This window comes from Providencia sp. PROV048 (assembly GCF_033688165.1).
GTDB lineage: Bacteria > Pseudomonadota > Gammaproteobacteria > Enterobacterales > Enterobacteriaceae > Providencia > Providencia hangzhouensis.
The window spans coordinates 1,775,147-1,787,754 of sequence record NZ_CP096360.1; the positions used below are offsets into that span (position 1 = coordinate 1,775,147).

Sequence of the window (12,608 nt, forward strand, 5' to 3'; positions counted from 1 at the left end):
GGGAATTTCCTCTACGGGAGAAAAAGCTAAAAACGCAAACGAGCCTCGAAAGGCTCGCTAAATTCGAACTTACGCTTCGAGCGGCGCACGCCAGTCATCGGCACCGGATGTGCCTGCAACGGTGTGTTCCCAATCGATTTTGCGGTAAGACAGAGAGACTTCGATTAACTGCGTGAAATCCGCTTTTGCGGGGTCTTGGCAGTGCGGCATTTGGCAATCGATATTGACGATAGTCGCATCGGTTAACGTGGTAGTGAAGAAATGCTCTTGTTTACCTTCGACTGAGGTGCGGTACCATTTCAGTTCCACTTTCGGCAGCATTTCGCCAGACGCTAAGGCGTTATACAGCAGCGGAACGGCTTTATTTAACGCCACGGTGAAACGGAACGGCTTGTGCGCACGTTGGCCTGAAGGCTGGCCGGATTGTGGGTCTGTCGGTACAGTCACAACGTGAGAAAACTCTTGCACTAACATTTGGTCTTCATGACCTTGCACATAGATGTTACCCACTGAATCGGCAGTAAATGCACCGGCAGTGATGTTGCCTTGGGTTTTTCCTTCAATGGAAATATAACATGGAGTTGGCATAGCGATATCCTTTATCCAGAATGACAAATTGGGTTAGGTCGACATAATTATCGATTAATTTCCGTCATCTCAGCCAGTGCGCATGGTAAGATTTGAGTTAAGGATAATAAAAGCTTATGAATGGACTGTAAACCGGAGGGCCAGTTTGTATCTCTCTAGGATAAGTGACTTAGCGTAAACGGGTTGAAATATCGCTATATAACTCCAGAAAAACACCAAAAATGAATCATTATCGAATAATCATCGAGCAAAAAATAGACCAAACTGCGATAAGCCCAGTAAGTTCTAATGTACATAGAAATAAACTATGTAACCAAATATTTCAGCTTAAGAGGTTATCGCAACCACATGATTTAAAATAAATAAAATAGAGAATTTAAGCTCCTCTCTACTAGCCGTGAAATTATCGGTCTAATTCATCAGTGTATTTAACTATTTATCATGTAATTACTAGTTATTAATGTCGATAAATATGCTAACCAACTGTAAGTTTTACGTTTTTCCTGTGTGGTACAGGAGCAATATAATGATTTCGTAAAAAAGCAAATACAACAGAAATCACCATATCGTTCAAAAAACACAAAGATCAACAGCCCTAGCGCATTCAAATTTATGTCTTAGGCTCAATTCTTAACTATTTTTAATATTGAGGTTGCGTATGAGCGCCTATTTAGCGTTAACTAGTGGGCTAGAATCGATTCAACTTTTTATGTTATGTGAATTGCAAAATTAAAGGGGTAGATGTGAAATTAAAGGCAAAAGGGTTTCTATTTGATTTAGACGGTACGTTAGCGGATTCACTCGCAGTCGTTGAACGTTGCTGGTGCAAATTTGGTGAGCGTATTGGTAAAAGTGCGGACGAAGTTATTAGCTATATTCATGGTAAACCCGCAATGACCAGTTTGCGCCATTTTTTACCCGAGGCGAGTGATGAAGAAATTATGGAATACTTCCATTGGCTAGAAAAAATGGAAAGCGAAGATGTGGAGGGCGTTGTTGCTCTACCCGGCGCTATTGCTTTGCTGACGCGTTTAAATGAAATTGGTGCACCGTGGGCAATTGTCACCTCTGGTACTGTACCAATTGCTCATGGGCGTCAACAAGCGGCAGGGTTACCAGAGCCTAAACATTGGGTAACATTTGAAAAAGTGTCCAAAGGTAAGCCTGACCCAGAGCCGTTTTTACTTGGTGCCCAAGCACTTTCTTTTCCTGCAAAATCCTGTATTGCCTTTGAAGATGCACAAGCAGGCATCCATTCAGCATTAACAGCCGGTTGCCAAGTGGTGGCAGTCCATGCACCAGAAGGGATGCCTCGTCGTGATGAAATTCAAGTAATTGTGAGTTCATTGGAACAAATTTCCGTTATGGGACCTGACAATAATGGTGATTATGAACTTTTCGTGTCTAATTTGACTTAATGGTGATTTAATCAAAGAAATTCTCCGTAAAACATGCTTAACTAAATAAAATTCTTAGCAATGTTTTTTTTCGTCGAAAGGGGATATTTTGAACGGAGAATTGCTGTGGGTCTTAACCCTTCTATTGATTGCGATAGTTCTATTTACCACAAATAAAATTCGCATGGATGTGGTCGCGTTACTTGTCATTGTCGCGTTTGTGCTGAGCGATACCTTAACGCTAGAACAAGCTACCGCAGGTTTTGCTGACCCCAACGTCCTGCTAATTGCAGCATTGTTTGTTATTGGTGATGGACTTGTTCGCACAGGGATAGCCTATCAAATGGGAGACTGGCTTGTTCGCGTTGCAGGAAGCAGCGAAAGCAAAATGCTGGTTTTCTTAATGCTCACCGTCGCTGGGTTAGGGGCTTTTATGAGTTCCACAGGAGTGGTGGCTATCTTTATCCCCGTCGTATTAAGCGTTGCATCACGCATGAAAACGTCCCCTAGCCGGTTGATGATGCCATTAGGCTTCGCAGGGCTTATCAGTGGAATGATGACACTGGTGGCCACGCCACCGAATATGGTAGTGAATAGTGAGTTAGTACGAGAGGGGATCAAAGGCTTTCAATTTTTTTCTATTACCCCTATAGGCATTCTCATTTTATTAGCCGGTATTGCCTACATGTGGCTAACAAGGCGTTGGCTAGGCAGTAATGAACCCGACAAACTCCCTGAGCGTTATCGACGTACTTTCCGTGATTTAATTCGTGATTACAAATTGACGGGTAGAGCTCGCCGCCTTGCTATCCGCAAAGGTTCGCCACTCATAGGCCATACGCTTGATGAACTGCATCTTCGCTCCCGTTATGAAGCTAACGTGGTTGGGATAGAGCGTTGGCGTAAATTCCGTCGCGTGATGGTGAGTGCAACGGGGGGAACCGAGCTACGCGAGCGGGATGTTTTATTAGTCGATATATCCGTGAGTGATGACGATTTGCGCCAATTTTGTAGCGAGCAACTTCTTGAACCGATGATTTTACGGGGAGATTATTTTTCAGACCAATCACGTGATGTGGGAATGGCTGAAGTGTCGATGAACCCTGATTCCGAACTATTGGGGAAATCGTTGAGGGACATTAAATTTCGTACTCGTTATGGTTTGAACGTTGTTGGTATTCGTCGAGATGGCAAGGCACTGGATGGAAAGCTAGTTGATGAACCGCTTAGGTTAGGTGATATTTTATTAGTTATTGGTGATTGGAAATTGATCCGAATTTTATCGACTAAGCCGCGTAATTTTATTGTATTGAACCTAGCTGCTGAAGTCGAGGCCGTTGCACCCGCTGCATCTCAGGCTCCTCATGCCTTGTTTTGTTTGGCGCTAATGGTCGCGATGATGGTGACCAATGAAATTCCTAATTTTATTGCAGCACTTATTGCCTGTTTGCTAATGGGGAAATTTCGTTGTATCGATATGGAAAGTGCCTATAAGTCAATTCACTGGCCTAGTATTATCTTAATTGTTGGGATGATGCCTTTTGCGCTAGCATTACAAGAAACAGGGGGGATTGCGCTTGCTGTCGATGCGTTAATGAAAGTGGCTGGTGGGTTAGGGCCGCACGTGATGTTATTGTGCCTGTTTATTTTGTGCGCCACTATTGGCTTATTTATTTCCAATACCGCAACAGCGGTGTTAATGGCGCCGATTGCCATTGCGGCGGCGCGTCAAATGGAGGTTTCACCACTTCCTTTTGCCATGATTGTTGGGATAGCCGCATCCGCTGCCTTTATGACCCCAGTTTCATCACCAGTGAATACCTTAGTTTTAGGGCCTGGTGGGTATAAATTTGCTGATTTTCTAAAAATTGGTGTACCGTTTACTATTATCGTAATGTTAATTAGTATTTTGGTCGTACCGGTATTATTTCCCTTTAATTAATTTTTGTTATTTATAATTTCAAAATTACCATCAATAACGAATGAAAAGCAAATCGTTATTGATGGTTTTCTATTAAAAAAACGTAAGCGTTAATATTTATTCGTTTTTTCATTTGATAAATGAAATGCTAGCTTATTTCTGACAAATCAATGTGAGGAATATATAATATGAATAAAGAAACTGCTACACCGGAAAGGTATTATTTGGGCTTGGCAACATTTGAAAACTTTTAAGGGGAAGACTTAAGTTCTGTTGTTATTGAGCACTATGTTAATAACCTTAGTAATAGCAGAACGAAAAAATATCCCAGTTCACAAACTTTGTCTAATATTGCAAATAAAGCAGTTATGAAAGATATTTTTGCATTTAAATATGAGCTCGGTATTAATGATTCATATGATTACTGGTTAGTTGAAATAACAACTAAAAGTGGCAAAAAATATCGTACAAAATCGAGTTTTTATTGTTCTATTACCTTTGAAGATAAAGGAAAAGTGGTTTTGGGGGTTAATGGGGACTTTAAGCGGCTGTATGTGCATTTTCCGTCATCGTCTGACTGTTCTACGGCATTTAACGAAGTATAATTAATAACTGCTTATGCAGAGTAGGAATATTTATTATTCCTACTAAAAAAATTAATTACTGATTTCATCAAGGGAAAGTTTAAAACCTGGGACAAATTTTTCCATAAAATAGTCCATTTCAGGGCTTTTTCTTTCTTCTAATATTTTCTCTAGGCGTTTTTTTGCAAGTTTAAATTCACTATTACCCGCGGAAAGCTCTTCTAAACATTTTAAATAAGCGCACAATGAGTCAGCTTGTTTAACCAATGAATGTTCTTCATCAGTTTGTAAATCTTCAATAATTAGCTCACGGAAGTCATCTTGCAGTTCTTCTGGTAGCATTTCGAGTAATTTTTGTTGGGCGAACTTCTCTATTTTTTTATATTCATGAGCAATTTGCTGATTATGATATTTAATCGGAGTTGGTAAATCTCCAGTGATAACTTCGCTCGCATCATGGTACATGGCTAACATGGCTATTCGTTCTGCATTAACCTGACCGCCGAATCGACGATTTTTGATGATAGCAAGAGCATGGGCAACCATAGCCACTTGTAAGCTATGTTCCGAAACGTTTTCAGTTCGTACATTGCGCATTAAAGGCCAGCGGTGAATGAGTTTCATTCTAGCAAGGTGGGCGAAAAAGTAGCTCATAAGTCCTCTTCTGTGGTGTCTGCAAACAACTAAAATTATAACGGAAATAATGTGGTAGTGATATATTTTTATTGTTTTTTAATAAGTTACTAGTTCGTAATTATTTATTAATATTTATTTTCATATTAAGATAATCATAATAATATAATCAATTTTAGATTATAACTTAATTGCTATTTTAATTGTGTTGAATTATGTAATTAAAAAAATATAATGGATGTTCAATCCGGAAATAACGAGGCAATATGAAATATTTTCCATTTATATTATTGGGGTTTTTCCTTGTGGCAATTTATTTTATTTCTATTCTTTGATTATCAAAATAATACAGTCTATTAATGATGGCTAAATTTAGAATAAAAAAAGCCTCCGGAATTAGGAGGCTTTTTATTATTTTGAATAAATTTTTATTGGCGATAACCTTCAAGGAAACGGCCAAATTTATTAATCGCCATTTCAAGGTCATCTGCATAAGGTAATGTGACAATTCTAAAGTGATCGGGTTCAGGCCAGTTAAATGCGGTACCTTGAACTAATAACACTTTCTCTTGTAACAATAGGTCTAAAATCATTTTCTGGTCGTCATAGATATTAAATCGTTTAATATCGATTTTTGGGAACATATACAGAGCACCTTGTGGTTTGACACATGAAACGCCCGGTATTTGGTTGATCAACTCCCATGCACGATTACGTTGCTCATATAAACGACCACCTGGTTGAATAAATTCACTGATACTTTGGTAGCCCCCGAGTGCAGTTTGAATAGCATGCTGCATTGGAACGTTAGCACACAGGCGCATCGAGGCCAGCATTTCTAAACCTTCAATATAGCTTTTTGCATGTTTTTTCGGGCCGTTTAATACCATCCAACCTTGGCGAAAACCAGCGACGCGATAAGTTTTAGATAAACCATTAAATGTGATGGTTAATAAATCTGGGGCGAGGGCGGCAATAGAGTGATGTACAGCATCATCATAAAGAATTTTATCGTAGATCTCATCAGCATAAATAATAAGATTGTGCTGGCGAGCCAATTCGACAATTTCCATTAATAGGTCTTTGCTGTAGACCGCACCCGTTGGGTTATTGGGGTTAATGACCACAATACCACGTGTTCTTGGTGTGATTTTTTTGCGAATATCTTCAATATCAGGCATCCAACCTTGCTGTTCATCACACATATAATGAACTGCTTTTCCTCCCGAAAGGGAAACTGCAGCAGTCCATAATGGATAATCAGGCGCTGGTACTAACATTTCATCACCATTATTAAGCAGTGCTTGCATGGCTTGTACGATTAATTCGGAAACACCATTACCAATGTAGACATCTTCTACTGTCATTTCATGAATGCCACGAGCTTGGTAATGCTGCACAATCGCTTTACGGGCAGAATACAAGCCTTTTGAGTCGCAATAACCTTGAGAACTTGGCAGATTACGCAAGACATCCACAAGGATTTCATCTGGAGCTTCAAAACCAAACGGGGCCGGATTACCAATATTGAGTTTGAGGACTTTGTTGCCTTCTTCTTCTAGGCGCTTCGCTTCTTTTAATACGGGCCCACGAATGTCATAGCAAACATTATCGAGCTTACTGGATTTAGTTAGATTATTCATAGTTCTCTCATTACCCTAAGGGTTGCATTGGTCGGGCCGACGTTATTCCTTTACTGTACTCCTCCCTCAGAAGCTTTTGAAGATGCAAGGTTATTTTTGGTGTAAAAGGTTGGTTTACGCTTAAATGTAATGTTTGGTATCTTATTATTTATTTTAGGCTGGTTGTATATTCTCATAATATTGAACTGGTTGAATTATAATATCGACATTCTTTGATGTTTTGGAGTATAAAAAGTAAAAAAGCATAAAAATAGCGGAAAAAAAGAAAATTGTATCAAAATGTAATATTAAGCATTGAATCATTAAATCAGACATGATTTTTTTGCTGTAATAGCCTTTTTTTATAATAATCAGGGCGATTTTGTTAGTAATATTGATTGTTTCAAGCTGCTTTCTTTAACCAAAAGTGCTGCTTAAAATTATAACCATTTGATATTTTTGACTATATAAAAATAGTGAAACGAATTTTATAATGTGCTTACATTAAAATAATTGTGATTACATTAAATATGTTACTATTTAAGCGTAACCTATCAAGCGCGTTTTAGCGTGTTTTTTAGGAAATCATCCCACTTTTATTAAAATTATTTGATTTTTGGAAGTATGCTATTTGTACCCTGCTCTATCGTTAGCGATTAATGAGCTGGATGCAAAAAAGTAAAATAATGAGAAGTCATTGCAGATCTATGGATTAGAAATGCACTCGCTTAGTAGTCGCTATAAACTCGCTGATTCTCATGGAGGAGAGCAGAAACACCAGGTAACATAAAATTATATAAGAGAATGAACGATGATAAATTCCAATCGTCCCATCATGAACCTAGATCTTGATTTGCTACGTACTTTCGTCGCTGTCGCAGATCTTAACACATTTGCAGCCGCAGCTGCAGCCGTTTGTCGAACACAATCTGCTGTGAGCCAGCAAATGCAACGTTTAGAGCAATTAGTCGGCCGTGAGCTTTTCGCTCGCCATGGGCGAAATAAACTGCTCACCGCGCACGGATTGCAATTACTTGGCTACGCAAGGCAAATATTGCGCGCCAATGACGATGCAACGGCATCATTAACTTATAATGACGCCGATGGTGAATTGCGCATCGGTGCATCTGATGACACTGTCGATATCCTATTACCTTTCTTGCTTAATCGTATCGCGTCTGTCTATCCAAGAATTGCAATTGAAGTACGCATTAAACGAGCTCAGTTTATTGAGTCAATGCTTGATAACCATGAGATAGATCTTGCATTAACAACGGCAAGAATTAGCCACCATCCTAAAACGGCTTTAAGAACCGTGCCTGTTTTGTGGCATAGCGCACCCGATTTTCAATTGCGTCCGAATGAGCCGATCCCATTAGTTGTTATGGATGAAACTAACCCATATCGTAAACTTTGTACTAGTGCCCTTGATGATGCAGGTTTGTCATGGCATGTTGCTTATGAAGCAGCTTCTCTGCCTGCTGTTCGTGCAGCAGTTAATGCGGAAGTAGGGGTAACTGCAAGGCCAATGGAAATGCAAAATGCAGATTTACGTATTTTGAATGAAGCTGATGGGTTGCCACGTTTACCCGATATTCAGTATTGGTTGTATAAGAATGCAGACGAGCAAAAAGATTTTGTTCTGACAGTATTCAGTGCGATTGAAAACAAAAAAATCCCTTATGTTGCAGCCTCAGCAAGTGAGTTGATGGATAGCAGCGAGGAAGGTAATTAAGTTAATCGATTCATCTAGTTGCTTTAATCGCAATATCTAATCGATTTATTGTACTGGCGGTAATTCCAATTATTTTGGGATTGCCGTTTTTTTATATCATTTTTGTTGGTTTATTACTGAATCACTTGTTTGTGATCAATGTGTTATTGGCTGTGTACAAATAAAATCAATGTGTTAATCGCAATCTAAAGAAGGCTCGTGTGGCGACTGAGATAGCTATTTTTGGTTAAATGGTTAACACACGGGTAGGTTAAGCTGTTAGATAACAGTTTAACGGATTCGTTGGTAATAACTGAAACGATTATTTCATGCAGTGGAACTCAATTTTCAATATTGGGAAATGGTATCGAGAAATTTGTTTTTATGCATGTTTAAATAATGTCCAGTGATATCCTTAGTAGGATATCGAGTTCAAATTTATCGATTTTTTATTAATTTCCGCTCATAAAAAAAGCAAATAACCACTTAATAAGTATGGTTAAATAAGAAAGACCATGAAATAATTGTGATGTAGCTGGCATAACCTGAATTTCATTGTTTGGTTAACAATTTGTTATGTTATTAACAATGTTTTTTTATTGAATAGATAAAATAGCGCTGTAATGTCAGTTAGTTACTTGAAGTAATGCGTTAAAAAGAGTTACAAAGACTTAAAGTTAAATTGAATGCTATGTAAACAAATTGAGTACTTTTTCAATAAAAGTGTGCGTTAGATCAAATAAAAAGAGCAATTTTTCATCTGTTAAGACAGGTTTTTCCTGAGATAATGGTGTAGTAAAAACGAATAATCAGTTAAACTAGTTTGCGTGTTTACTTGAGTATCATTACACTGACACGTTTTAGCAGATTATGAGTGCTTTTTGTTGTTCTATTGTTTTCAAAGTGTGAAGTTTTTGTAACAAATACGGGTTATTTTACTTAGTTTAAGTGAAATAAATTGTAATGAGAGAGGACAAACCAAACGCAGTCAACAGGCTGATTTAAGTTTGGTGATATTTTAGTTTGTGATCAATTTTGGTCTTTCTTCTCGATTAACTGGGCAATTGTGGTGCAATACTGCCGTGATGTAAAAAAGAGCAGCTAACACACCATAAGTAATGAGTAAGCAACGAGTATGTCTACATCAATCCTAGCGTTAGCCCATAACTGGGCGTTTGCGATATTCCTTATCGGCACTATCGGTCTTTGTGCTTTCATGTTGGTCGCAGGTCACTTTTTAGGTAGCCGCGCCAAAGCCAGAACAAAACATGTTCCTTATGAGTCAGGTATCGACTCGGTCGGTAGTGCACGTCTCCGCATGTCTGCTAAGTTTTACTTAGTTGCCATGTTTTTCGTTATCTTCGATGTTGAAGCCATGTTCTTATTTGCATGGTCAGTCGCCATCCGCGAAGCCGGTTGGGTAGGTTTCATCGAAGCCGCGATCTTTATTTTGGTATTGTTGGCGGGACTGTTTTACCTCGTCCGCGTTGGGGCATTGGATTGGACTCCAGTCCGTTCCCGCGGAAAAGTAAAGCATCCTAGTGAAGTTATTAAAATCAGCAATCGTCATCCGCAGTAAAAAGCGAGGCATTATACAATGGATTATACGCTCACCCGCATAGATCCGAACGGTGAGAACGACCGTTACCCACTGCAAACTCAGGAAATCGTTACCGATCCACTGGAGCAGCAAGTTGAAAACAGTGTTTACATGGGAAAACTTTCTCATGCACTTCACGATGTGGTTAATTGGGGGCGCAAAAACTCTCTATGGCCATATAACTTTGGTCTTTCATGTTGCTATGTAGAAATGGTGACTTCGTTCACGGCTGTTCATGACGTTGCCCGCTTTGGTGCAGAAGTACTGCGTGCTTCACCTCGTCAAGCCGATTTCATGGTAGTAGCAGGTACTTGTTTCACAAAAATGGCACCTGTTATTCAACGTCTGTATGACCAAATGCTTGAACCAAAATGGGTAATTTCCATGGGTTCATGTGCCAACTCTGGTGGTATGTATGACATTTACTCTGTTGTACAAGGCGTCGATAAATTTATTCCTGTGGATGTGTATATCCCAGGTTGCCCACCGCGTCCAGAAGCCTATATGCAGGCTCTGCTTCTGTTGCAAGAATCTATCGGTAAAGAGCGTCGACCGCTGTCTTGGGTTGTTGGAGACCAAGGGGTTTACCGTGCCAATATGCAATCAGAAAGAGAAAGAAAGCACGGTGAACGTATTGCAGTGACAAACCTGCGTACACCAGACGAAATTTAAGGCTTAAAGCCATACAGCGTAACAGAGCAATGTTGTTGCGAAATAATAAACCTGATCAAGCGTTATGGTGAAGAATGATGACAGATCAGATAGCGCAAGCGAGTAGTAACCAGCCAGGATGGCAGACACAGGATCACTTAAACGATCCTGTGCTTCTGGAACTGCGCAATCAATTTGGGCCGGATGCCTTTTCTGTTCAAGCAACTCGCACTGGTATGCCAGTGCTTTGGGTGCGTCGTGAACAGTTACTGGAAGTGGTCGATTTCCTAAAGAAATTACCAAAACCGTATGTCATGTTATTTGACTTACATGGGGTAGATGAACGTCAACGAATTCACCGTCAAGGTCTGCCAGAAGCAGACTTTAGTGTTTTCTACCACCTCATCTCTATCGATCGTAACCGCGATATCATGTTAAAAGTCGCTCTTAATGAGAAAGACTTAAATGTGCCTTCTATTGTTTCCCTGTTCCCGAATGCGAATTGGCATGAGCGTGAAGTGTGGGATATGTTCGGTATAACGTTCCAAGGTCACCCAAATTTACGCCGCCTTTTAATGTCACCAAGCTGGGAAGGTCACCCGCTGCGTAAGGATTATCCTGCGCGTGCGACTGAGTTTGACCCTTTTGTTCTGACTAAGCAGAAACAAGATCTGGAAATGGAAGCTTTGACTTTCAAACCAGAAGAGTGGGGCATGGCACGTGGAAATGAAAACGAAGATTTCATGTTCCTGAACTTGGGGCCAAACCACCCATCCTCACACGGTGCGTTTCGTATCGTATTACAACTGGATGGTGAAGAAATTATTGACTGCGTACCTGACATTGGCTACCACCACCGTGGTGCTGAAAAAATGGGTGAACGCCAGTCATGGCACAGCTACATTCCTTACACTGACCGTATCGAGTACCTCGGTGGTTGTGTGAATGAAATGCCATATGTGTTAGCCGTTGAAAAACTGGCTGGCATTGAAGTGCCGGATCGCGTGAAAACCATTCGTGTCATGCTGTCTGAGTTATTCCGCATTAACAGCCACTTACTGTACATCAGTACCTATATCCAAGACGTTGGTGCGATGACTCCTGTCTTCTTTGCGTTTACCGACCGTCAAAAAGTCTACAACGTGATTGAAGCGATTACCGGTTTCCGTATGCACCCTGCATGGTTCCGTATCGGTGGTGTTGCGCATGACTTACCGCGTGGTTGGGAAAAACTGCTTCGCGAATTATTAGACTGGTTGCCAAAACGTTTAGAGTCTTATGTGACTTCTGCACTGAAAAACTCCATCTTAAAAGGTCGCTCTATCGGTACTGCAATGTACTCAAAAGAAGAGGCGTTGGCATGGGGTGTGACAGGAGCTGGATTACGTGCAACAGGCGTTGATTTTGACGTGCGTAAATGGCGTCCATATTCAGGCTATGAAAACTTTGAGTTTGATATCCCTATCGCTCACAACGGTGACTGTTATGATCGCGTGATGATTAAAGTAGAAGAGATGCGCCAGAGTATTCGTATTCTTGAGCAATGCTATAAGAATATGCCAGAAGGTCCTTTCAAAGCTGACCATCCATTGACAACTCCGCCACCAAAAGAGCGCACGTTGCAGCATATCGAAACCCTGATCAACCACTTCTTACAAGTGTCTTGGGGGCCGGTGATGCCAGCAAATGAGTCATTCCAGATGGTTGAAGCGACGAAAGGTATCAACAGCTACTACTTAACCAGTGATGGCAGCACAATGAGCTACCGTACGCGTATTCGTACGCCAAGCTACGCTCACTTGCAGCAAATTCCTGCCGTGATCAGAGGTAGTTTAGTTTCAGACTTAATCGTCTATCTGGGTAGTATCGATTTTGTAATGTCGGATGTGGATCGCTAA

Annotated in this window: 10 protein-coding genes; 7 read left to right on the forward strand and 3 right to left on the reverse strand. The window is 40.3% G+C overall.

Features of this window, described 5'->3' with window-relative positions; all coding sequences use genetic code 11:
* Positions 1 to 69: 69 nt before the first annotated feature.
* A complete protein-coding gene (locus M1F26_RS07690) occupies positions 70 to 588 on the reverse strand; it encodes an Hcp family type VI secretion system effector (RefSeq protein WP_004246976.1) in 519 nt (172 codons plus the stop codon).
* 743 nt (positions 589 to 1,331) lie between these two features.
* On the opposite strand from M1F26_RS07690, the gene M1F26_RS07695 reads away from it, so the two are divergent.
* The 3 genes from M1F26_RS07695 to M1F26_RS07705 all read left to right on the forward strand — a co-directional run bounded on the left by M1F26_RS07695 (position 1,332) and on the right by M1F26_RS07705 (position 4,511).
* The gene (locus M1F26_RS07695) at positions 1,332 to 2,006 is read left to right on the forward strand and encodes a sugar phosphatase (RefSeq protein WP_036958082.1); all 675 of its coding nucleotides are present in this window, start codon (positions 1,332 to 1,334) and stop codon (positions 2,004 to 2,006) included.
* A gap of 88 nt (positions 2,007 to 2,094) precedes the next feature.
* A complete protein-coding gene (locus M1F26_RS07700; protein ID WP_004259790.1) occupies positions 2,095 to 3,927 on the forward strand; it encodes an SLC13 family permease in 1,833 nt (610 codons plus the stop codon).
* Between the two features lie 347 nt (positions 3,928 to 4,274).
* Positions 4,275 to 4,511: a hypothetical protein gene (locus M1F26_RS07705; RefSeq protein WP_140172582.1), complete on the forward strand. Its 237-nt coding sequence runs from the start codon at positions 4,275 to 4,277 to the stop codon at positions 4,509 to 4,511.
* A 51-nt stretch (positions 4,512 to 4,562) separates the two neighbouring features.
* On the opposite strand, the gene yfbR is transcribed toward M1F26_RS07705, so the two are convergent.
* Entirely contained in the window at positions 4,563 to 5,144 is a 582-nt protein-coding gene (yfbR, locus tag M1F26_RS07710) for a 5'-deoxynucleotidase (RefSeq protein WP_004259798.1), read from the reverse strand.
* Positions 5,145 to 5,551: 407 nt separating this feature from the next.
* Positions 5,552 to 6,766: a pyridoxal phosphate-dependent aminotransferase gene (locus M1F26_RS07715; RefSeq protein WP_004259802.1), complete on the reverse strand. Its 1,215-nt coding sequence runs from the start codon at positions 6,764 to 6,766 to the stop codon at positions 5,552 to 5,554.
* A gap of 790 nt (positions 6,767 to 7,556) precedes the next feature.
* Here M1F26_RS07715 and M1F26_RS07720 point away from each other — a divergent pair.
* The 4 genes from M1F26_RS07720 to nuoC all read left to right on the forward strand — a co-directional run bounded on the left by M1F26_RS07720 (position 7,557) and on the right by nuoC (position 12,608).
* Entirely contained in the window at positions 7,557 to 8,480 is a 924-nt protein-coding gene (locus M1F26_RS07720; RefSeq protein WP_140172581.1) for a LysR family transcriptional regulator, read from the forward strand.
* 1,114 nt (positions 8,481 to 9,594) lie between these two features.
* Positions 9,595 to 10,038 carry an NADH-quinone oxidoreductase subunit A gene (locus M1F26_RS07725; RefSeq protein ID WP_004259806.1) on the forward strand — a complete coding sequence of 148 codons (444 nt, stop codon included), beginning with the start codon at positions 9,595 to 9,597 and terminating at the stop codon, positions 10,036 to 10,038.
* Positions 10,039 to 10,056: 18 nt separating this feature from the next.
* Positions 10,057 to 10,731, forward strand: a complete 675-nt coding sequence (locus M1F26_RS07730; protein WP_004912254.1) for a NuoB/complex I 20 kDa subunit family protein — start codon at positions 10,057 to 10,059, stop codon at positions 10,729 to 10,731.
* A 74-nt stretch (positions 10,732 to 10,805) separates the two neighbouring features.
* Complete coding sequence (gene nuoC, locus M1F26_RS07735) at positions 10,806 to 12,608, forward strand: NADH-quinone oxidoreductase subunit C/D (protein WP_004259810.1); 1,803 nt, start codon at positions 10,806 to 10,808, stop codon at positions 12,606 to 12,608.